The sequence below is a fragment of the Moraxella caprae DSM 19149 genome (assembly GCF_000426885.1).
Taxonomy (GTDB): Bacteria; Pseudomonadota; Gammaproteobacteria; order Pseudomonadales; family Moraxellaceae; genus Moraxella; species Moraxella caprae.
On the sequence record NZ_AUGF01000006.1, the window covers coordinates 25,765 to 49,699 of the forward strand.

Below are 23,935 nucleotides of genomic sequence, written 5' to 3' on the forward strand. Positions count from 1 at the left end.
CAAAACATTACAAACCACAATAAAGACTGATGGTGGGTGTATCAAAAAAGATGCCATATTATAACAGACATTTAATCAATTAGCCATTTAAACGCACGATTTGGTATTGCTCAATCTCATCAGTGGTCAAAAGATTGCGTTCCAATCTTAGCTCCATCTCCTTGGTATCAATACGCAAAACAACATAATCTCCCACCTTAAAATGATAACGAGGCATAATGAGAGTACTTTGTTCGTTGAGTTCGTCACCATCGACCAATAAAGCATGAACAAATTCTTGACTTCGACCATCCTGTTTTCGTAGTCGCACACCGACCGCCATCAGTACTCGTCCCAAAAAACGCCCATCCACCGCCACTGAGTTATCCGATTTTTCCACCCAATGTGCCATGCCCAGACGCCAAGGATTTTTATTGGTTGAGACTGCTGATTTTAAGGCAAAAAGCCCGTAAAGATGAATGAGTGGGCGAGATGGTAGCACCTCTTCTTTTTCATCCACACCCTCTTCGCCAAAGCGAAAACGAGCCACCGCCTCATTTTTATAACTTACCTTAACAATCTCTTTGGGGGCGACCATGCCGATGGCGGATGCACTGATTTTGACGTGAAAATCAGCAGGCAACCCCCGTTCTCTTATGACGTTAGATAGATTTTGACCGCCAGAGATTTCATTAAAAATGGATGCAAACCCCACCAGTAGCTCAGCTTTTCTTTCGTGACCACCGCCTTGTCTTTCGTGTGATGCACGCTGTTCAAAGGCAAGTAGCACCATTTTAGCAAAACGCATCTCAAACAACGACTGTGCCGTGCCATCTATGTATTCGCCTGATGACACCTGCTCCATGTGCCGTGTAAAACTCTCTAAATCAAAAAACAAACAGCGATGCTCATCACTGTACGGATTGACCGATGCGTATGGCGTGATAACCTCAGGTGGCTCGACACCTTGTAGATTGACAAAAACACGAAACTCAGGGTTGGCATCAAAGGTTGTTTTAAAATATTTAACCCACAAAGGCAAAACTTTAAAAGCATTTAAAATATCTTGACGACGATAGGCAAAAAAGTTGCCGAAACTTGCCCCACACGCCTGCATGTATCTGTCATGAATGGACGTTTTGGGATAATTTTTATCAAAATCTTGAATATTTTGATGGCAAACCCCCAGATTAAGCGTGGTCAGATACCAGATATTTACTTCTCGCCAAATAACCTTAGGAGATCTTTGATAGGTTAACGCATACTCCATCAAAAGCTTGACATACAGCACCATAAATTGATGTACAGCATAAATAAAGATGTCACGCTCGGCGGTAAGCACGCCTGCTTTTTTGGCAGAAATGATTCTACTAAGCCATTTTTTGCTCCCGCTACTTGCCAAAACAACAGCTTTCTGATGGCGTACGGCAATGTTGCGATACACCAAAATCATCAAAAAGTACAAACTACGCACTTCATGAATTGACGACTGCTGTTCATCGGATAAGCTTTGATGTTCATAGACATAGTTAGTGTGCATTTGCCCAACCACACGCTCAACAACCACCATCAGCTCATCCATGAGTGTCAATTTTTGACCATCATGGATGTCGCAGACCAACACCTCGCTAAGTGCTACCCTAAGCTCAGTGTACTGCTCATGTTTAGATTTAGCAGAAAGCATGGTTGCCCATGTGCTAAGATTGGCACCTGTCTGGTCAAAATAGGTCAGCGCGATGGATTTTTGTGCCAATGGTGCAGTAATTAGGCGTTCAAATTTTTGCAGGGTAATCATAACATATCTCTTTGCACAAACTGGCTTGACGATGCCATCCATGCTGTGTAGACTCTAACAACTTGACAACACACCTCCAAAACTTAGTCACTTAGTATCAAACAAAATTTATTTAATTTGTGCAAGTTAAGACGTGGGTTAATAACATAAAGTTTTATATTATAGCAAACTATTAACACTTGTCCACGACAATAATCCCCCAGAAACAGCATTTGGGGTAGTATTTTTCCCATTTTGATTGTATTATAAAAATCATAAAAAAGCACAGTCGTCATCGGCTGTGCTTAGAGTCAAGTCGAGAGAAGGCTACTCTTCTGGATCATCATCCCATTTGGCATAAGTCTTTGATGGGTTAATGCCCTGTGATTTGAGATACGCCACCTGTTCTTCTAAGGTGCGTGATTTTTCTGCATCATGCATGGTATCGGTGAGCTTGTCTAGCTCTTGAGTGTTAATGCTTGGATTGTCTGCTTGGTTTGACATAATTTTTCCTTAAAAACAAAAATGATGAAGTCATCATAACAAGGCTTTATTGCTGTATTATTGCTAAGTATGTACACATCATGACAGAATATGACTTTTGTTAGCCAAGCCTATTTAGTCACACCTGAGGCTTTTTCTGTCGCTTGCCATAGTGAGCCTTGCCCCACAGGTTCAATCCATCCTGCCAACTCTAGCTCATCTAATATCCATAAAGCATCCGCCTTAACAACCTGTATGCGACTGACCGCATGGACATCAGGGTGTTGGCGAGAGACGATTTGGCTTGCTAGACTCTTATCCACGATTTCATTTAAGGCGCGCCCCAACCCCTGCTCGGAAAATGGCATGACGACATTGGCAAGCATGGCAACGATGTGTCGCCAGCGTAGTGGGATAACAAAAGATACTTCAATGAGCGTACCACCGCGAAACGCATGAGCGGTACAACTTACCAAAAATTCACTATCAAGCACCAAGGCGGGTTTTAAAGCAGAATGCAAATCAGGGTTTTTGGCGTGGTGCGATTCATCAAAATTTATGGCTGGTTTTGCCTTATCTACCCCCACTGTTTTCTCTGTTTTGTCTATATTGGCTGTTTGACTCTCTTGGGGTGAGGTAAGGAGGGTACTACGAATGCTTACCCCTACTGTCTGCCACCCTTTGGTTTTGTCAAAATCAAGCGTATTAAACGCCATCTCTAAGAGCTTGGGGAAATTGGTATTATCATCAAAATAATGAACGACATCGCCACCTTGGGATTCTAGTGACCCCACAAAATCAATCAGCCGATTGCCCGTTGGCTTATTTAGTACATCCGAGTGTACAAATATCAGCATGGGCTTATTCTTAGCTTTGGCATTGGTATAGCTAACGTGAAGCTGGCTCACCCCTGACGCATTGACTTTGCCGTAGCTGTTACCAATGAGTATGAGTACCACATCGGCAGAATTAACACATCGCCAACTATAACTGGCAGATTCGGCACGAGCAATCACCAAGTCTTTGGTTAAAAAAGCCCGACTCTCAAAAAATATCGCCACATCATCTTGGGCAGTAACCAACAGTGGGTCATCAGCCACACAAGCGACATGAACATGATAACGATGATTTGACACAAAAACCCCAAGGTTAATAGTGGATTGGTGTTAAGGAACGTCCGCCCAAAATCAGTGATAAAAGTATGACAATTTAAAAATAGTAGAACAAGTGATTTTTTTATCAAAATAATCCCTTATTATAAAGAATTTTTATCAAAATAAAAATACCCAAGATGAACAAAAACGCCAAAATTTGCAAAAGTAACACAATAACATATAAATGGTTAAAATTAGCACATCATTTACCGTGCTTTTGCCTTACAGAGTCATTCATCATAATTAATCAGTTCAATAAATGGCTCACCGCTTAACTTCTCGGCGGTGGCAAGCAGGTCATCATCCAAGCGTGTGGCATACAACTGCATGGGGGCGGTGTTTGGTGTGGGACTTGCGATATTAAAAAAATCAAGCAAGGATTTGACCCGTTGGGCGATTGCCAGTCCTGAGTCAATCAACTGCACGTCCGGATTTTCTTGTTGTATAAAGGTCTGCAAAAACTCCTTAAAAAACGGATAATGCGTACATCCAAGCACAATGACATCCACGCCCATGTCCGCCCATTGTTTGGTTTGTCTAATGAGTAGATTTGCCACTTGACTGTCAATCGGCATACCGCTCTCCACCCACGGCACCAATGTCGGCTCAAAATGCTTATGCACCATGACCCCTTGTGGCTTGGCAACGTCATTAATGACATCGTTTAATAGATAGCCATTTAAAGTCGCCCGAGTGGCAAGCACGGCAATTTGGCGGGTTTTGGTTAGGCTACACGCAGGTTTGACCGCAGGGACAAGCCCTACAATCGGCACGCTACACCGCTCACGCAACGCTTTTAGGGCATGGGCGGACGCACTGTTACAGGCGATGACGATGAGTTTACAGCCCCGTTTACACAGCCGTGCCACCGCTTTTAAGGTCAAAAGCAAGATCTCATCGCCTGATTTGCCCCCATACGGCACGTTGGCGGTGTCGGCATAGTATATAAAGCGTTCGTTTGGCATGAGTGTTTTTAGGTGCAAATACACCGACAAGCCTCCCACGCCCGAATCAAATACGCCAATCGGGGTGGTAGGGTCATCTTTAAAATCAGGGCGCTGGTTTATCATATTGTTTAATTTTTCTAATTAAAATTTGGAGCGATAATACGATGCGTTTTACCGCCACTTTGCAAGGTCAAAACCGTCTGCCCCTGCTCGTCCGACAGTTCGCCAAGCTCTATTAGATGATAAAACACATTACGCCCAATGCGAGCGGTTAGGTTAAAACGGGTGTCTATATATAGCCTATCGTCCGCCACATCATCACGCACCACGGTTTTAAAATACAACGGCTTATCATCAAGCACAATGTTATCGCCATTGGTTGTGCCAAACACTATCCATTCATCGCCATTTTTGGTAACTTTATCCACAGTATTGATGAAAAGTGGCGTGTCTATCACGGTGATTTCGTATTTATCGGTGGGCGTTTTTAAAAAGTGGCGTTTTTGCTCACCGTCCACGTCCGCCCACAGCACGCTAGCAAACAAATCCACAAGCGACTGCCGAGCGATTTTAACCCCGTCATGATGCCACTCGCCATTATCATTAATGACAATGTCAAAAGACGTTATCGTCTTAGGTGTCCATTTATCTAATGGCGGAATTTTACGCTCATTGCCAAGCGATGAGATGATTTTGGCTAAATCATTGTCTTTATTGGCATTTTTGTCAATATTATCCATCATAATCCTTACCTCATCATTTAAAAAGAGTGTTTAATTTTGCCTAAATTTTTATAAAAAAGCAAATAAATTTTAAGGATTTAAAAAGCACAACAAATCACATTTACCAAATTCTAGCCTTTAAAAGCACAACCCATTCCCCCAACAACTTTTTACAACCGTATCAGTCATGATTTTATCAAAAATAAGGGTATAATTAACTTGCCTAATTTGACAAGATTGGTAAAATATACCATTTTATAATTATTTGATTTATCAAACATTGTATTTGATAATCATTTGTTTTTTAGCCATTACAAGGTTTCACCTTAAACAGCCAAAAAGGAAACACCATGCAAGAGATACAACGTGAGTCAATGGAATTTGACGTGGTCGTGGTCGGCGGTGGCGTATCGGGTCTGTCCTGTGCCATTCGCCTAAAACAGCTTGCCATAGATGCAGGACTTGATGAATTTATGGTCTGTGTCGTGGAAAAAGGCTCGGAGTTTGGAGCCCACATCTTATCGGGGGCGGTCATGGAAACCCGTGCCTTGGACGAGCTGTTCCCTGATTGGCAAAACATGAATGCCCCAATCACAGTCAAGGCAACCGAAGACCGTGTGTATATGCTCCCCAACGCCAAAAAGGCAATCAAACTGCCAAGCTCCATCGTCCCTGCCAGTATGCACAACGAAGGCAACTATATCGTCTCGCTTGGCAACGTGGTTCGCTGGCTTGCCGAACAAGCCGAAAGCATGGAGATTATGCTGTTTCCTAATTTTACCGCCAGTGAAATTCTCTACAACGCTGACGGTTCGGTGCGTGGTATCCAAACGGGCGACATGGGGGTCAATGCCAAGGGCGAGCCTAAGCCGTCTTTTGAGGCAGGTTATGAGCTTGTTGCCAAATATACCGTGTTTGCCGAGGGCTGTCGTGGGCATTTGGGCAAACGTCTCATCAGCCGTTTTCATCTTGACAAGGATAAAGACCCCCAGCATTATGGCATTGGACTAAAAGAGCTGTGGGAGATTGACGCTGATAAGCACGAAGAAGGCGTGATTTTGCACGGCTCGGGCTATCCCTTAAATGACACAGGGGCAACTGGCGGTTGGTGGCTGTATTTTGCCGAAAATAATCAAGTGAGCTTTGGCTTGGTGGTGGATTTGTCTTACTCCAATCCGCACCTATCGCCCTTTGATGAATTGCAACGGCTTAAACTACACCCCCTTATCCGCCCTATCCTAGAAGGAGGCAAACGCCTATCCTATGGGGCAAGGGCGTTGGTCAAAGGCGGTCTAAATAGCCTACCCAAACTCACCTTTGCAGGGGGTGTGCTGGTGGGCGATGACGCAGGATTTTTGAACCCCGCCAAAATCAAAGGCACGCATACGTCCATGAAGTCGGGCATGCTCGCTGGTGAGGCGATTTTTAAGGCAATCCAAGACGGACGACAACACGATGAAGTCAGCGAGTATCAGACCAATTTTGAAAATTCGTGGCTGTTTGATGATGCCAAATCCGCCCAAAGCTTCTCGCCTGCCATGCACCGCATGGGAACGTGGATGGGCGGTGCGTTTATCTTTGTGGAGCAAAACCTATTAAGCGGTAAAATGCCCCTTATCATTCATGACAACAGTTATGATTTTGCTCAACTTGACAAAGCCGACCACGCTTATAAGCCTGATTATCCAAAACCTGACGGCAAGCTGACTTTTGACAAATTATCCAGCGTGTTTATCTCAAACACCAACCACGCCGAGGACCAACCTTGTCATCTAAAACTGACCGACCCGACTGTGCCAATTACCAAAAACCTACCGCTCTACGGCGAACCTGCTCGGCTGTACTGTCCTGCAGGAGTCTATGAAGTGGTGGCGGATGAGAATGACCCAAACGGAGCTAGGTTTGTCATCAACAGTCAAAACTGCGTGCATTGCAAAACTTGCGACATCAAAGACCCCGCCCAAAACATTACATGGGTAACGCCAGAAGGCGGTGGCGGGCCTAATTATCCGAATATGTGATATGGGTTAAATTAAAATAAAGGGCGTAAATCGTCCTTTATTTTTGGCTTTTTAGATTTTCTAAAAAATCTAACTTACAAAATTTGATGGCTACCACTAGAATCATACTCATATTATTAATTTTTACTAATTAATCCATCGTTTTTTATCACTTTTACTTTCCAAAAAATTATATATAATAGTCTTATGGGTTTGTATGATTTTATCCCTGTTGGTAGATTGCATGATGGTTTTTGCAATGATTTTTGGCACACTTTTAAGGATGCATTAAGCGATGTCAATCCATGATTTTTCAGTTAAAGACATTCATGGCAAAGAAGTTAGATTAAGCGATTTTAAAGGCAAGACCTTGCTCATTGTCAATACTGCGACCAAATGCAGTCTGACACCCCAGTATGATGATTTAGAAGAGCTGTATCAGAAGTATAAAGATAAAGGTTTGGTTATTTTGGACTTTCCCAGTAACGAATTTGGACAAGCGGTCGAAGACAATGCAGAAATTACCAAATTTTTAAAAGAAGAATATCAAATCAGCTTTCCCATCTTTGCCAAAATTAACATCAATGGCGAGAGCACTCACCCACTTTATGCTTATCTAAAAGAGCAAAAAGGTGAAGAAGTAGCCAACAGCAAATATGAGATACTGCTTGAGATCATTGCTCAGATGAATGAGACCCGTACAGGCAATGACATCAAATGGAACTTTACCAAATTTTTGGTCGATAAAGACGGCAAAGTAACCCAGCGTTTCGCCCCGACAGTCAGTACCAAAGAGATGGAATCCGTCATTCAAGAAGAGTTGGCAAACATGGCTTGATGAGTTGCTTAATTATCAATGACAAAAAGACGTTTTTAGGACGTCTTTTGTTTTTTTAAATTACTATTTCTCTCTAAACGTCTTTAATCGTCATTCAACGGCTTTTTGGTGGGCAGACCATCATAGTCATCATCGGTTTGATAGACATCACCACGAAAATAAGCACTTTGATGGTCGCCATTGCAAAAGAAATACTCACGCCCATCGCCTGCCACATCCATCTGCAAAATACCCCGATAGGTGGCAAGTTCATGCCCACAATAATCGCATCGTCTGATACTGACATCATCGCCTGCTTTTGGAAAAAAATGCTTGGGCGGTTTTGGATACATGAATTTAAAGAAGATTTTCATCACAATGGCGATGATGATAAGATTGATTAAAAAAGCAAACATGGCAAACATCAAAGTCACAAAATAATGCCTACTATATCACAAAAATAAGCGATAGTGTGCTATACTAAGTTGATTTGTGTAGATTGGTTTTAATTAGTTTTATACAAACATCAAGCTGACTTGACAAATCAAACTCATCATTGCCTGCCGATAAACATGGATTGACGACAGGCGACAACCACCAATACATTTACTGGATAATTACAAATGTCAATACAAGAAAATTTTAGCGAAATTAGCACCCCAAACGGTACGATTACTTTTGCCATCATGCAGACAAATTTTTGGGTGGGCGACATCAAGGGCAACGTGGGCAAGATGAAAGCCCTTGCCCTAGATGCCAAAGCTCGTGGGGCAGACATCGTCATCTTTCCTGAGCTGGCACTCATCGGCTATCCGCCAGAAGATTTGCTACTGCGTCCTACCTTGGCTGAGCGTGTTAAGATTGCCATGAATGAACTTGCCAAGATAGACGGCATTGTCACCATTTTGGGCTATCCACACGTGGACAATCACGGCACGTTTAACTCGGCGGCGATATTACAAAGCGGTAATCAAAAAGGCTTTTATCACAAACAATGCCTGCCAAACTATGGCGTGTTTGATGAAAAACGCTACTTTAAAAAAGGTCGCAATCAAGTCTTATTTGACTACAAAGGGCTGACCATCGGACTGCTCATTTGTGAAGACATCTGGCATGAAGCACCCATCAAAGCACTCAAAGACGAAGGGGCAGAAATGGTGGTCGTGCTAAATGCGTCACCCTTTGAAGTCGGCAAGCAAGCCGAACGTAAAGCACTCATCGCCCGTCAATCATCAACGCACAAGCTACCCATCATCTATGTCAATACCGTCGGCGCCCAAGATGACATCGTCTTTGATGGTGGCTCTATCGTCAGTCAAGCGGACGGCGAGATTGCTCACGAAGGGGCAAGATTCTTAAATCAGCTGATTATGGCGACCTTTGATGTATCAAGCGGACGCTTTGACACCCAAGCCAAACCACCACTTGACTTATCTGAAGAGTCGCAAATCTACCAAGCCTTAGTCGTCGGTTTTCGTGATTATGTCAATCGCTCAGGCTTTAAGGGTGTGATTGTCGGACTCTCGGGGGGCATTGACAGTGCCTTGACCCTTGCCATCGCTGTGGATGCATTAGGTGCTGATAAAGTCTATGCGGTGATGATGCCTTATGAATATACATCGCAGATGAGTCTGGACGATGCCGCCGCCCAAGCCGCCCGTCTCAACGTCTCTTATACCATCTGCCCCATCCATGATGCGGTGGCAGGTCTCAAATCCACGCTCGCCCCACTCTTTGCAGGGGCAGCCCCTGACGTGACCGAAGAGAACCTACAAGCTCGGGCAAGGGGCGTGATACTCATGGCTCTATCCAACAAATTTGGACACATGGTCATCTCAACTGGCAACAAATCAGAAAATGCGGTCGGCTACTCTACCCTATATGGCGACATGGTTGGCGGATTTGATGTGCTAAAAGACGTCTACAAGACCGACGTGTACCGCCTAGCCGATTATCGCAATCGCCTAGAAGACAACCCTGTCATTCCTGAGCGTATCATCACTCGTCCGCCATCGGCCGAGCTACGTCCCGACCAAAAAGACCAAGACAGCTTGCCTGACTATGCCCTACTTGATGCCATCTTAAAGATGTACATTGATGAAGATTTGGGCTATAAAGCCATCTGTGCGGCAGGTTTTGACCCTGCGGTCGTTGAACGTGTACTGACCATGGTAGACAGAGCCGAACACAAACGCCGTCAAGGGGCAATCGGCACTAAGATTACCAAAAAATCCTTTGGACGTGAACGCCGTTATCCGCTAGTCAATGGCTGGTCGGTAACGGGCGAGTTTTAAGGTTTTAATACTTACTTGATTGCAAAACCGTCAAAACATTGGCGGTTTTGTTTTGTCAAAAAAAAGATTGTGTTAAATAAACCCTTTGGAAAAACCCTTTGGAAAAAGCAAGGACAAATCCTGCCCTTGCTTATCGATTTAACCAATTTTCTCGCCATGAATGGCTAAGTCAAGCCCTTGATACTCAGCTTCATCATCAACACGCAGTCCCATGGTCTTTTTGATTGCCATGCCAATGATAAAAGTTGCCACCGCCGAATATGCCATGGTTGCCAGCACCCCTTCGGTTTGTAGCCACAGCTGTGTTAGTGGGCTCTCATGTCCCACATCAGGATATAACTCTTGGCTGACAAACGCACCAGTTAATACCGCCCCAATGATACCGCCCACGCCATGCAGTCCAAAAGCGTCCAACGTATCATCAACGCCTAGGCGTTTTTTGCCATAATGTATCATCGCAAAACAGCCCAATGCCGTCAGCACGCCTATCGCCATCGCCCCTGACACACCCACAAATCCTGCCGCTGGCGTGATGCCCACCAAACCTGCTATCGCCCCTGATGCACCGCCCAGTGCCGATGCCCGTTTACGCACCACATATTCACACAACAGCCACGTCAATAACCCCATCGCTGCCGCCACCTGCGAGACGATGATTGCCATCGCTGCCACGCCATCTGCTGCCAGAGCCGAACCACCGTTAAAGCCGAACCACCCTACCCATAATAGCCCTGCACCAATTAAGGCATAGACAAGGTTGTGCGGTGCAAGGTTGGCTCCCCCGTAGTCTTGACGCTTGCCAAGCAGATGTGCCAACACCAAACCGCCCACACCGGCATTGATATGAACAACCGTCCCGCCGGCGAAGTCCAACGCATCGCCTGTCAGCCAGCCACCGCCCCACACCCAATGACATACTGGCACATAGACAAGCAATACCCACAAGCCTGAGAACAACAAAAATGAGCCAAATTTCATCCGCTCTGCCAATGACCCCGCCAAAATCGCCACCGCAATCACCGCAAATGTCATCTGAAACATCACCCACAACGCCAAAGGAATATCACCACTATTCTCGGCAATGCCTACCCCAGAGAGCATGGCGTGTGCTGTGCCACCGATAAACCCTTGCAAAGCACCACCATCACTAAATGCCAACGAATAACCTATCGCCACCCACAGCACCGACACCACCGCTGTCGCCCCAAAGCTGTGCATCATGGTTGATAAGATATTTTTCTTACGCACCATGCCAGCATAAAACAGTGCCAAACCTGGTAAAGTCATCATCAGCACCAACGCCGTGGCGGTCAGCACCCACGCACTATTGCCGTGGTTGATGCCGTCATCAGCTTGGACGGTTGTGGTAAGTAGCAGTAGCCAGCCGATTTGCCATTTGTTTGCTAAAATTTTCATAATCACCCTTTATTAAATTTACCAATCCATCATTCACCCAGTCATAGAGCCTGCTCATTCATCTCGCCAGTGCGAATGCGTATCACCTGCTCTAACGGCATAACAAAAATCTTACCATCACCGATATAACCTGTCTGTGCCACGCTCATGATAGATGCCACCACACTTTGTACCATGTCATCACTAACAGCAATGTCCAGACGAATTTTTGGCAAAAAATCCACCACATACTCCGCCCCACGATACATCTCGGCATGTCCTTTTTGACGACCAAAACCCTTGACTTCGCTAACCGTCATACCCGCAACGCCAAGCTCCGATAGGCTCTCACGCACTGCGTCTAACTTGAATGGTTTTAACACCACGCTAATCATTTTCATGAGATTATCCTATTGGTAGATAATGAAAAATTATAAGTTGGGCATAGTATGGCAAATTTTCACTCAAATGAAAAACGATTTATTTTGATAAAAAAGAATTTATTCATAATTTTTTATTGATATATCATTAGTATAAATGATAATTTGATGATTGGTTGAGAAACAAATGAAAATGGACTATTTTAAAATATTATGTTAAATAAATTTTTAAAAATATTAGGCGTGCCTACCATTGATAACATTTTTATACAATAAGTTAAAAACCTAACATTTTAAATTAATTTTTGCATGAAAAATGGCTAAATCTTGTGGCTCGAAGTCCAAAACTTGTCTGATAGAAGACTCACAGCCTCAAGTTTTTTCCTTGAAAAACGGGCGATTTTTCGTGATTTTCATTGCAAATACCAAAGGCAGGCACGCCCTAAAATCAACACACAGATTACCCATAATCCATCAAATGAATGGCAATTTGCCTTGATAAAAAGCACGCTCTACAAAATGAAAAAGCACTGCGGTTTCCGTAGTAAAATTCAAATTTGTTAGCTGTATCAGTTTTGGTTTTGAATTTTAGAAGGCATAAAAAAGCCCGCCTAAGCGAGCTTTTTTATTGTTAGAGATTATTCACTTTGACCAAATTCACTGGCAAATGCCGCTGCAAAGTCATCTTTAACATCTGTTCCAGCCAGTAGTGGGTCAGCAGGCTTGGTGTACAGGTCTTCGGTTACGGTAATGACCGGTTCCAAACCACGCTCAGCAAGGCGTTGACGGTTTTGATGATACGCCAAACCAGTACCAGCAGGAATCAAGCGACCAACCACCACGTTCTCTTTGAGACCAGACAAATCGTCCACTTTACCCATCGTTGCCGCCGCCGTCAAGACACGTGTGGTCTCTTGGAATGACGCTGCCGAGATAAACGACTCGGTGGCAAGCGATGCTTTGGTGATACCTAGTAGCTGACGCTCATAAACGATTGGGAATTTGTCATTGGCGATAAGCTCTTCGTTTAAGGCACGCACTTTGGTGTATTCCACTTGGTCGCCTTTGAAGTAGCTAGAATCACCGCCATCAATCACTTCTACTTTACGGAGCATTTGACGAACGATAACCTCGATGTGCTTATCGTTAATCTTCACGCCTTGTAAGCGATAAACCTCTTGGACCTCATTAACCACGTAATTCGCCAATGCCGTCTCGCCTTTTAAGCGTAAGATGTCATGTGGATTTTGTGGACCATCAGAGACAATCTCACCACGCTCGACATGCTCGCCCTCAAAGACGTTGATTTGACGCCATTTTGGAATGAGCTCTTCGTGTTCGTTACCCTCTTCATCGGTGATGACAAAGCGGTTTTTGCCTTTGGTTTCTTTACCAAATGACACCGTACCACTCACCTCTGCCATAATGGCGTGGTCTTTTGGTTTACGAGCTTCGAACAAATCAGCCACTCGTGGCAGACCACCGGTAATGTCTTTGGTACCTGATGTGGCTTGTGGCACACGACCTAGCACCGAACCTGCGGTTACCGTTTCGCCCTCTGACACACGAATCACGGTCTCAGCAGGTAGGAAGTATACCACTTCACGCCCATCTGTCGTATCTAGGATGATGGCAGGACGTAAGTCTTTGGAGAGACTTGGGCGGTCTTTACTTGCCAAAATCTCAAAGGAGCTCATGCCCGTGGTTTCATCCACCTTAACCGTTGCGGTCATGCCATCGGCAATATCACTAAATCGTGCTGTACCGGCAAACTCGGTGATGATTGGATGAGTATGCGGATCCCATTTGGCAATAACATCGCCTGCACCCACTTCGGCACCGTCACGCACCAAGATGTTAGAACCATAAGGCACTTTATAACGCTCACGCTCACGACCTTGGGCATCTGCCACACCAATCTCTGCCGAACGAGAGACGACCACCAAATGACCATCAGTGTGTTCTACGGTTTTCATGTTATGAAAACGCACTGTACCGTTATTGCCCACTGATACGCTGTTGTCTACTGATGCTGCACTTGCCGCACCACCCACGTGGAACGTACGCATGGTTAGCTGTGTGCCTGGTTCACCAATGGACTGGGCTGCCATAACACCAACTGACTCGCCGATATTGACAAGATGACCACGAGCCAAATCACGACCATAACACTTAGCACATACGCCTTGCATTGCTTCACAGGTGATAACTGAACGTACATACACCTCGTCAATGGCGTTGTTGTCCAGCACTTCAACCAGACGTTCATCAATCAGCGTACCTGTGGGGATAACTACCTCGCCATCGTGATTGATGACATCTTTGGCGGTCACACGACCCAATACACGGTCACCCAAACGCTCAACAATCTCACCACCATCAATCACGGGGGTCATAAGCTGTCCTGCATCGGTGCCACAGTCATCATGCGTAATCACCAAGTCCTGTGCTACGTCTACCAAACGACGGGTCAGATAACCCGAGTTAGCAGTTTTTAGGGCGGTATCAGCAAGACCTTTACGGGCACCGTGTGTTGAGATAAAGTACTGCAATACCGTCAAGCCTTCACGGAAGTTCGCTTTAATCGGTGTCTCAATGATAGAACCGTCTGGTTTTGCCATCAAGCCACGCATACCAGCAAGCTGACGAATCTGCGTGGCACTACCACGAGCCCCCGAGTCTGCCATCATGTAGATAGAGTTAAAGGATTTTTCTTTCTCAATCTCACCTTGACTGTTCACCACTTCATCAGTCGATAAGTTATCCATCATCGCATTGGCGATTTTATCAGACGTACGAGACCAAATATCAACCACTTTGTTATAGCGTTCACCTGCGGTAACAAAACCACCCTCAAACTGCTGTTCAATCTCACGCACCTCAGCGTCCGCAGTATCAACAATCTCTTTCTTGTTCGGCGGAATCACCATGTCTTCCATGCCGATTGAGATACCTGATAAGGTCGCTTGGGCAAAGCCTAGATACATCAAATGGTCAGCAAACAGAACAGATTCTTTAACACCCAGTTTGCGATAGCATGAGTTTAGCAGTTTAGAGATGTTTTTCTTGGTCATCTCTTTGTTGCATTCTTCAAATGCCATGCCCTCTGGCATGATGTTCCAAATCAGCAAACGCCCTGCAACCGTGTCTTTGATTTCGGTCTTGGTGTTTTTCTCGCCAGTTCTTTCATCCAAAATCGTCTCAGTAACACGTACTTTGATTTTGGCATTGACAGATAAGTCATCAGAACCGATGGCACGCAAGGCTTCATTGACCGTACTAAACGCCATATTTTCGCCTTTGGCATTGACATGGCTACGGCTGATGTAGTACAGACCGAGCACCACGTCTTGTGATGGCACAATAATCGGCTCGCCGTTAGCAGGCGATAGGATGTTATTGGTAGACATCATCAAGGCACGAGCTTCAAGCTGAGCTTCTAGGGTCAATGGCACGTGTACCGCCATTTGGTCGCCGTCAAAGTCAGCGTTAAATGCCGCACACACAAGTGGGTGGAGCTGAATGGCTTTACCCTCAATAAGCACAGGCTCAAAGGCTTGCAAGCCTAGACGGTGAAGTGTTGGGGCACGGTTCAGTAGCACAGGATGTTCACGAATGACGCTAGCGAGCATATCCCACACCACAGGCTCTTCACGCTCTACCATTTTTTTGGCAGCTTTGATGGTCTGGGCAATGTTGTTTTGCAATAATTTTGCGTAAGTAAACGGCTTAAATAGCTCCAATGCCATTTTCTTAGGCAAACCGCATTGGTGCAGACGTAGGGTTGGACCTACCACAATCACCGAACGACCTGAATAATCCACACGCTTACCCAAAAGGTTTTGACGGAAACGACCTTGCTTACCTTTAATCATGTCTGCAAGCGATTTTAATGGACGCTTGTTTGAACCTGTGATGGCACGTCCACGACGACCGTTATCAAGCAAAGCATCGACCGCTTCTTGAAGCATGCGCTTCTCGTTACGCACGATGATGTCGGGGGCATTTAGCTCCAACAGGCGTTTTAGGCGGTTATTACGGTTAATGACACGGCGATATAAATCGTTCAAATCAGACGTGGCAAAACGTCCGCCTTCAAGTGGTACCAATGGACGCAAATCAGGTGGCAATACAGGCAAAACTGTCATCACCATCCATTCAGGCTTGTTACCCGAATCACGGAACGCCTCTAATAGTTGCAAGCGTTTTGACATCTTTTTAAGTTTAGTCTCAGAGCCTGTTTGGGGAATGGTCGCACGCAGCTCATCAATCTCGCCATCGACATCAATATCTTTTAGCAAGTCTTGAACGGCTTCTGCACCCATCTTGGCAATGAACTCATCGCCGTATTGTTCTAAGGCATTAAAATATTGTTCATCATCTAGCAGTTGGTACTTTTCAAGACCTGTCATGCCAGGGTCGGTGACGATGTAGCTTTCAAAATACAGCACACGCTCGATATCACGCAAGGTAATATCAAGCAGTAGACCGATACGGCTTGGCAAGGATTTTAAGAACCAAATGTGGGCAACAGGCGAAGCAAGCTCGATATGACCCATGCGGTCACGACGAACTTTGGCGGCAGTCACTTCTACGCCACATTTTTCACAAATGATACCTTGAAATTTGCGACGTTTGTATTTGCCACACAAACACTCAAAATCCTTGACAGGTCCAAAGATTTTGGCACAAAACAAACCGTCACGCTCAGGTTTAAAGGTGCGGTAGTTAATGGTTTCTGGTTTTTTGACTTCGCCATGCGACCATGATTTGATGGTGTCAGGGCTTGCCAAAGAAATTTGAATGCTGTCAAACTCTTTTACCCCGCCATCAGCAGGGCCTTTCATGATGTCTAATAAATCTTTCAAATGACTTCTCCGCTTAGTTTTATGTCATCGCAAGCTGGTGCTTATCAAAGACAAGCACCTAACTTAACAGCAATTACTTTTTCTCTTTTAGGTCAATGTTAATACCCAAAGAGCGAATTTCTTTGGTCAGTACGTTAAACGACTCAGGCATGCCGGGATTCATGTACTGCTCACCGTCCACAATGTTCTTATACATGCGAGTACGACCCTCAACATCATCCGACTTCACAGTCAGCATCTCTTGCAAGGTGTAGGTTGCACCATATGCCTCCAACGCCCACACTTCCATCTCACCGAAACGCTGACCGCCGAACTGGGCTTTACCACCAAGTGGTTGCTGAGTAACCAGTGAGTAAGAACCAGTTGAACGGGCATGCATCTTATCATCAACCAAGTGGTTAAGTTTTAGCATGTACATGTAGCCAACCGTGACAGGACGGTCAAACTTCTTACCAGTGCGTCCGTCATATAGCGTTTGCTGACCTGATTTATCAAGCCCTGCAAGCTCCAACAGCTCTTTGATTTGGGTTTCTTTGGCACCATCAAAGACCGCCGTACCCATTGGCACACCAGCACGCAAATTCTCAGCCATGGCTAGGATGTCTTCATCGGACAAACTGTCCAAATCCACCTGCTCGCCACCAACTTGGTTATAAATCTTATCCAAGAATTCACGCAACTCGCCAACAGCGGCTTGCGAGCGTAACATGGCATTAATCTTATCACCCAAGCCACGTGCCGCCATCCCCAAATGCGTCTCCAACACCTGACCGATGTTCATACGAGATGGTACACCCAGTGGGTTTAGCACGATGTCCACAGGATTGCCGTTTTCGTCATAAGGCATGTCTTCAACGGGCATGATACGAGAGACAACACCCTTGTTACCATGACGACCTGCCATTTTATCGCCAGGTTGGATACGACGTTTTACCGCCAGATAGACCTTGACGATTTTTTGTACGCCGTGAGCTAGGTCATCGCCTGCGGTTAGTTTGGCTTTTTTCTTAGCAAATTTCTCATCAATCTCTTTTTGCTTATCAGTTAGATACTCAGCAATTTGAGTTAGACGCTCAGAAATCTCTTCTTCGGCAGGTTGGATGTCAAGCAAAGTCTCCAAGGGCAAGCTCTCCATGTCAGCACCTGTCAGCACCGTGCCTGCTTTAAAGCCTGCACCGCCTGAGACTTTTTTGCCATCTAATAGTGTGATGATACGACCACGTGCTGCCGCCTCAAAAATCACAAGTTCTTCTTTTAGGTCTTTGCGATAGTCATCAAGCATGGCTTTTTCAATAGCCTTGGCACGACTGTCTTTTTCCAATCCATCACGGGTAAAGACTTGCACGTCAATGACCGTACCCTTGGTTGATGATGGCACACGCAAAGACGTGTCTTTGACATCCGCCGCTTTCTCACCAAAAATGGCACGTAGCAGTTTTTCTTCGGGCGTCAGCTGACTTTCGCCTTTTGGTGTTACTTTACCCACCAAAATGTCGCCTGCATCTACCTCGGCACCGATATAAACGATACCCGCTTCATCAAGATTTGATAGAGCAGCCTCGCCTACGTTTGGAATATCGCCTGTAATCTCCTCTGGTCCAAGCTTGGTATCACGAGCCACACAGGTCAGCTCTTGGATATGAATCGTGGTGAAACGGTCTTCTTGCACCACTCGCTCAGAGAGCAAAATAGAATCCTCAAAGTTATAACCATTCCACGGCATGAACGCCACACGCATGTTTTGACCCAAAGCAAGCTCGCCTAGGTCAGTAGATGGACCATCAGCTAAGATGTCGCCACGAGCAATCACGTCGCCGGCATTGACAATAATACGTTGGTTGATACAGGTGTTTTGGTTGGAGCGAGTGTATTTGATAAGGTTATAAATATCAATGCCTGCCTCACCTGCGGTCATCTCAGATTCATTGACACGCACGATGATACGACTGGCATCAACATCTTCAATCACACCGCCACGCTTGGCAACCACGCACACGCCACTGTCACGAGCCACGTGACGCTCCATGCCTGTACCCACAAGCGGTTTGTCAGCACGCAAGGTTGGTACGGCTTGACGTTGCATGTTCGAACCCATCAAGGCACGGTTAGCGTCATCATGCTCCAAAAACGGAATCAAACTTGCCGCCACCGACACAACCTGACGTGGCGAGACGTCCATGTGCGTTACTTTATCGGGACTCATACGCACCGATTCGCCATGATAACGCACCATCACCATCTCTTCGGTCAGCTCGCCGTGTTCATTCATGGGCGAGTCTGCTTGGGCAACAACCGTACCCACTTCTTCGATGGCGGACATGTATTCGATGTCATCGGTTACTTTGCCATCTACAACACGACGGTAAGGCGTTTCTAAAAAGCCGAAGTTATTGGTTTTGGCAAAGACCGCCAATGAGTTAATCAAACCAATGTTTGGACCTTCGGGCGTTTCAATCGGACACACACGACCATAATGCGTGGTATGTACGTCACGCACCTCAAAGCCTGCACGTTCACGAGTCAAACCACCAGGACCTAAGGCGGAGACACGACGTTTGTGCGTAATCTCTGACAGGGGGTTATTTTGGTCCATGAACTGAGACAGCTGTGATGAACCAAAAAACTCTTTGATAGACGCCGCCACAGGCTTAGAGTTAATCAAGTCTTGGGGCGATAAGTTGTCAGATTCGGCAACGGTCAGACGCTCTTTGACCGCACGCTCCACACGAGCCAAACCGATACGAAATTGGTTTTCGGTCATCTCGCCCACCGAACGAATACGACGGTTACCTAGATGGTCGATATCATCAACCTCACCACGACCGTTACGAATCTCAATCAGCTCTTTTAGGACATCAATGATGTCTTGATTGGACAACACGCCCTGCTCACGTTGCACGTCAATACTGTCGCTGTCTACAAAATCACGGCCCAAACGACGGTTAAACTTCATGCGACCAACGTTTGATAAGTCATAACGCTCATGGCTAAAAAACATCGATTCGAACAGTTTTTCGGCAGTTTCCAAGGTTGGCGGCTCGCCTGGACGCATGACCTTATAAATCTCAATGAGCGCCTCTTCACGCGTGGTAATCGTGTCAGCACGCAGTGTATCAGCGATATACGCCCCGTGGTCGATGTCATTGGTGAACAAGATTTTAAAGCCTTTGATGTTCTTATCAGCCAGCTTAACCAGCAATTCATGGTCAATCAAGCTGTTGGCACGGGCAAGCACTTCATCATGATAAATCACGTCTTCGGCAAGGATACGCTCATACAAATACTCGTCAGGCACCGCCAATTTGGTCATGCCAGACGCTTGGATTTCCTTAATACGGCGGGCGTTAATACGCTTACCTTGCTCAACAATGACCTTGCCTTCAGGCGAGACAATGTCAAACTGTGCCATCTCGCCTTGTAGGCGCTCAGGTACAAGCTCAACTTCAAAACCGTTATCACCTTTAAAGACATCCACAGTCTCAAAGAATGTAGACAAAATATCTTCTGTATTCATGCCAATGGCACGCAAGATGATGGTTGCAAGCAATTTACGACGACGGTCGATACGGGCATACACCAAGTCTTTGACATCAAATTCAAAGTCAAGCCATGAACCACGATAAGGAATAATACGGGCGTTATAAAGTACCTTACCGCTAGAATGCGATTTGCCTTTGTCGTGGTCAAAAAACACACCGGGTGAACGGTGAAGTTGTGAAACAATCACACGCTCAGTACCATTAATGATGAACGTACCATTATCGGTCATGAGCGGAATCTCACCCATGTACACGATTTGGTCACGAATGTCTTTAATTGCTGCTTTGCTTTCTTTGTCTTTGGCGTCTTTGTCTTTGACTACTAGGCGAATTTTGACGCGTAGGGGAGCAGCAAAGGTTGAGCCACGCATGATACATTCACGCTCATCAAACTCAGGCTCACCCAGATAATATTCAACGTATTGTAGCTCAGCATTGCCAGAATGACTGGTAATAGGAAAAATTGATGAAAACGCTGCTTGCAAACCGATGTTGGCACGGGCAGCAGGTTTTTTGTGTTCTTGTAAAAACTGCTCGTAAGAATCCACCTGAATGGCGAGCAAGTACGGCACGTCCATCACATCAGGCAGACGAGAAAAACTTTTACGAATACGTTTTTTTTCAGTATAAGAATATGCCATTAAGAATCCTTACGTTAAACTAAGAAAAGCACTCTGATTGAGTACCAGAAAACTACCAGCCTTCAAAAAATTAACCACCGCTCTTTTGCCCTACATTTTTAAATATCAAAGACACAAAAACACGCCAAACACGATATCGCATTTAGCTTATCAAAAACTTTGAAAATATGGCTTGTGCATAGGGAGCGTTTGTCCTTTTTGAAGTGTGCTGACACCAGCTTAAAAGACCGTGCTAACACAAAAGGTCAAATACCCAATTATACAGTAAAAAACCCCATCTTGCAATAACAAAATGGGGTTTTTATCAAATTTCTTGTGTTAAATTGATGATTATCAATCTAAGAAAAATGAGTTAAGCGGTTAAACTTAGATTATTTAAGTTCAACAGAAGCACCAGCTTCTTCAAGTTTCTTCTTAAGCTCTTCAGCTTCAGCTTTAGAAGCACCTTCTTTAATAGTTTGTGGTGCACCTTCAACCAGGTCTTTGGCTTCTTTTAGACCTAGACCGGTAACTTCACGCACTACTTTAATAACAGCAACTTTCTTGTCGCCACCAGAAGTGATAACAACGTTGAAGTCATCTTTTTCTTCAGCAGCACCGCTAGCGTCGCCACCAGCAGCAGGAGCAGCAGCTAGAGCAGCAGCAGATACACCGAATTTTTCTTCCATCGCAGAGATAAGCTCAACGATTTCCATAACTGATTTAGCTGCGATAGCATCTAAGATTTGTTCGTTAGTTAGTGACATAGCAATTATTCCTATGAAATAAAGATTGAATAAAAAGTTTGATTAAATAAAAGCGATAACCGATGTCTAAGATTAAGCGGCTTCGGCTTCCATTTTGTCGCGAAGAGCGGCAAGTGTACGAGCCAGTTTGCCCGCTGCGGCTTCTTTCATGGTACCCATCAGACGTGCAATCGCTTCGTCGTAAGTAGGCAGGGTTGCGAGTTTATCAATAGATTTTGCATCAATAAATTCGCCTTCAAAAGCTGCACCTTTGATTTCGAACTTGTCATTACCTTTGGCAAATTCCTTGAACAGACGTGCCGCAGCACCTGGGTGTTCATTTGAAAATGCAATCAAGGTAGGACCTACGAAAACATCATTCATGCAAGCATAGTCAGTACCTTCTAAGGCACGACGTAGTAGCGTGTTACGTACGATACGCATCTCAACGCCTGCTGCACGAGCTTGTTTACGAAGTTCGGTCATCTGACCCACTGTCACGCCACGAGAATCGGCAACAACAGCAGATAGGGCAACTTTGGCAGCTTCATTTACTTCAGCAACAATTGCTTGTTTGTCTTGAAGATTTAGTGCCATGGGTTGTCTCCATATTTATCACTAAGTGATAATTAATTTTACAAGCCAATATAAATAAAGACTTGCACCGAATATACGGCGAGATTTTCACCGTCTGCGTAGGCGAATGATTTTACCCATTCATTAGGCTGATGTTTAAGAATAACCACCAACACCTACGGTCTTAGACAGCACAACCCGTTGTGCTGAGCTAATGTCTTAAAATCTGTTTTTATGAGTAAGTCATACGGGTAACTTGTCACAAAATTGCACCATTATAAGCGAAAAATCTCAAAAAGCAAGCAATTTGTGATTTTTCGCCCAAATCCATCAAGGATTATTTGTTGGCACGGTGTGGTACTGGGTCAATGGCAAGACCAGGACCCATGGTGCTAGATAGCGTAATCTTCTTGATATAAATACCCTTAGAAGTTGCTGGTTTAGCACGTTTTAGGTCATTTAGTAGAGCAGTTGCGTTTTGCTCGATTTGCTCACCAGTAAAGCCTACTTGACCGATAGAAGCATGGATAATACCTGCTTTATCTACACGATACTGAGCCTGACCTGCTTTGGTGTTTTTAACCGCAGTAGCAACATCGGCAGTGACTGTACCAACTTTTGGGTTTGGCATTAAGCCGCGTGGACCCAATACAGTACCCAACTGACCAACAACACGCATCGCATCAGGAGAAGCGATGACCACATCAAAGTCAAGGTTGCCCGCTTTAATGCTCTCTGCTAGGTCTTCAAAGCCAACAACATCCGCACCTGCCTCTTTAGCGGCGTCAGCAGCAGCACCTTGGGCAAATACCGCAACACGTTTGGTTTTACCAGTACCAGCAGGTAGGTTGGTCGCACCACGAACCACTTGGTCTGATTTACGTGGGTCAACACCTAGGTTGATGGCGATGTCGATAGACTCTTTGAATTTAGAGGCAGGTAGGCTGTTTAGAACCTCAACCGCTTCTTCGATGGTGTATAGTTTGTTGCTATCTACTTTTTCAGCAATTAGCTTTTGACGCTTGGTTAGCTTAGCCATTACACACCCTCCACATTAAGACCCATTGAGCGAGCAGTACCAGCGATGGTACGTATCGCTGCGTCTAGGTCAGCACCGGTCAAATCCGCTTCTTTGGTTTTGGCAATTTCTTCTAGTTGAGCACGAGTTACTGTACCAACTTTGGTTTTGTTAGGAACAGCAGAACCTTTGGCAATGCCAGCTGCTTTACGTAGCAATACTGCCGCAGGTGGTGACTTCATCACAAACGTAAATGACTTGTCATTAAATACAGTGATAACCACAGGAATTGGCAGACCTGGTTCGATGTTTGCAGAAGCGGCGTTAAATTCTTTACAGAACGCCATGATGTTCACGCCTTTTTGACCCAAAGCAGGACCGATAGGTGGCGATGGATTTGCTTTGCCAGCAGGCACTTGTAGCTTGATGTAGCCATCAATCTTCTTTGCCATGAGAATACTCTCCAATGGTGGGTGATAACGCTAAAATAGCTCCCCATGATGTTCAAATCTGAAAATGCTTTCAAATTCACCTAAATGACAATCAGCTCGGTGCTGATTTGTCTGTCAATCAAAAGCCCCGAACATCTGTCCAGAGCTAAAAGACTATTATAACAGGTTTTT

17 protein-coding genes are annotated in these 23,935 nt (G+C 45.2%); 3 read left to right on the forward strand and 14 right to left on the reverse strand.

The window, feature by feature from the left end; all coding sequences use genetic code 11:
- Positions 1–79 precede the first annotated feature (79 nt).
- From K941_RS0102060 to K941_RS0102080, 5 genes are all read right to left on the reverse strand, one after another.
- Complete coding sequence (locus K941_RS0102060) at positions 80–1,774, reverse strand: hypothetical protein (protein ID WP_029102300.1); 1,695 nt, start codon at positions 1,772–1,774, stop codon at positions 80–82.
- 306 nt (positions 1,775–2,080) lie between these two features.
- The gene (locus K941_RS17315; RefSeq protein WP_167539580.1) at positions 2,081–2,257 is read right to left on the reverse strand and encodes a hypothetical protein; all 177 of its coding nucleotides are present in this window, start codon (positions 2,255–2,257) and stop codon (positions 2,081–2,083) included.
- Between the two features lie 110 nt (positions 2,258–2,367).
- On the reverse strand, positions 2,368–3,372 hold the full coding sequence (locus K941_RS0102070) for a hypothetical protein (protein WP_029102301.1): 1,005 nt from the start codon (positions 3,370–3,372) through the stop codon (positions 2,368–2,370).
- Between the two features lie 248 nt (positions 3,373–3,620).
- Positions 3,621–4,460, reverse strand: a complete 840-nt coding sequence (gene murI / locus K941_RS0102075; protein WP_029102302.1) for a glutamate racemase — start codon at positions 4,458–4,460, stop codon at positions 3,621–3,623.
- Between the two features lie 14 nt (positions 4,461–4,474).
- Positions 4,475–5,080 (reverse strand): DUF1285 domain-containing protein, encoded by a 606-nt coding sequence (locus K941_RS0102080; protein WP_029102303.1) that lies wholly within the window; start codon positions 5,078–5,080, stop codon positions 4,475–4,477.
- Between the two features lie 329 nt (positions 5,081–5,409).
- Between K941_RS0102080 and K941_RS0102085 the strand changes: the two genes are divergently transcribed.
- Positions 5,410–7,080 (forward strand): electron transfer flavoprotein-ubiquinone oxidoreductase, encoded by a 1,671-nt coding sequence (locus tag K941_RS0102085; protein ID WP_029102304.1) that lies wholly within the window; start codon positions 5,410–5,412, stop codon positions 7,078–7,080.
- 274 nt (positions 7,081–7,354) lie between these two features.
- Complete coding sequence (locus K941_RS0102090; RefSeq protein ID WP_029102305.1) at positions 7,355–7,897, forward strand: glutathione peroxidase; 543 nt, start codon at positions 7,355–7,357, stop codon at positions 7,895–7,897.
- An 83-nt stretch (positions 7,898–7,980) separates the two neighbouring features.
- On the opposite strand, the gene K941_RS14440 is transcribed toward K941_RS0102090, so the two are convergent.
- A complete protein-coding gene (locus K941_RS14440; protein WP_051225811.1) occupies positions 7,981–8,292 on the reverse strand; it encodes an eL24 family ribosomal protein in 312 nt (103 codons plus the stop codon).
- A 207-nt stretch (positions 8,293–8,499) separates the two neighbouring features.
- On the opposite strand from K941_RS14440, the gene K941_RS0102100 reads away from it, so the two are divergent.
- Positions 8,500–10,170 (forward strand): NAD+ synthase, encoded by a 1,671-nt coding sequence (locus tag K941_RS0102100; RefSeq protein WP_036387263.1) that lies wholly within the window; start codon positions 8,500–8,502, stop codon positions 10,168–10,170.
- A gap of 138 nt (positions 10,171–10,308) precedes the next feature.
- On the opposite strand, the gene K941_RS14445 is transcribed toward K941_RS0102100, so the two are convergent.
- The 8 genes from K941_RS14445 to rplK all read right to left on the reverse strand — a co-directional run bounded on the left by K941_RS14445 (position 10,309) and on the right by rplK (position 23,764).
- On the reverse strand, positions 10,309–11,586 hold the full coding sequence (locus K941_RS14445; RefSeq protein WP_051225803.1) for an ammonium transporter: 1,278 nt from the start codon (positions 11,584–11,586) through the stop codon (positions 10,309–10,311).
- 41 nt (positions 11,587–11,627) lie between these two features.
- Entirely contained in the window at positions 11,628–11,966 is a 339-nt protein-coding gene (locus K941_RS0102110; RefSeq protein WP_029102307.1) for a P-II family nitrogen regulator, read from the reverse strand.
- A 617-nt stretch (positions 11,967–12,583) separates the two neighbouring features.
- Positions 12,584–16,813 (reverse strand): DNA-directed RNA polymerase subunit beta', encoded by a 4,230-nt coding sequence (rpoC, locus tag K941_RS0102115; protein ID WP_029102308.1) that lies wholly within the window; start codon positions 16,811–16,813, stop codon positions 12,584–12,586.
- A gap of 73 nt (positions 16,814–16,886) precedes the next feature.
- Complete coding sequence (gene rpoB / locus K941_RS0102120) at positions 16,887–20,993, reverse strand: DNA-directed RNA polymerase subunit beta (RefSeq protein WP_029102309.1); 4,107 nt, start codon at positions 20,991–20,993, stop codon at positions 16,887–16,889.
- Positions 20,994–21,364: 371 nt separating this feature from the next.
- Complete coding sequence (gene rplL / locus K941_RS0102125; protein ID WP_029102310.1) at positions 21,365–21,739, reverse strand: 50S ribosomal protein L7/L12; 375 nt, start codon at positions 21,737–21,739, stop codon at positions 21,365–21,367.
- A 72-nt stretch (positions 21,740–21,811) separates the two neighbouring features.
- Positions 21,812–22,315, reverse strand: a complete 504-nt coding sequence (rplJ, locus tag K941_RS0102130; protein WP_029102311.1) for a 50S ribosomal protein L10 — start codon at positions 22,313–22,315, stop codon at positions 21,812–21,814.
- A 316-nt stretch (positions 22,316–22,631) separates the two neighbouring features.
- Positions 22,632–23,333 carry a 50S ribosomal protein L1 gene (rplA, locus tag K941_RS0102135; protein ID WP_029102312.1) on the reverse strand — a complete coding sequence of 234 codons (702 nt, stop codon included), beginning with the start codon at positions 23,331–23,333 and terminating at the stop codon, positions 22,632–22,634.
- Entirely contained in the window at positions 23,333–23,764 is a 432-nt protein-coding gene (gene rplK, locus K941_RS0102140; protein WP_029102313.1) for a 50S ribosomal protein L11, read from the reverse strand. The genes rplA and rplK overlap by 1 nt, the downstream gene beginning before the upstream one ends.
- Positions 23,765–23,935: the final 171 nt, after the last annotated feature.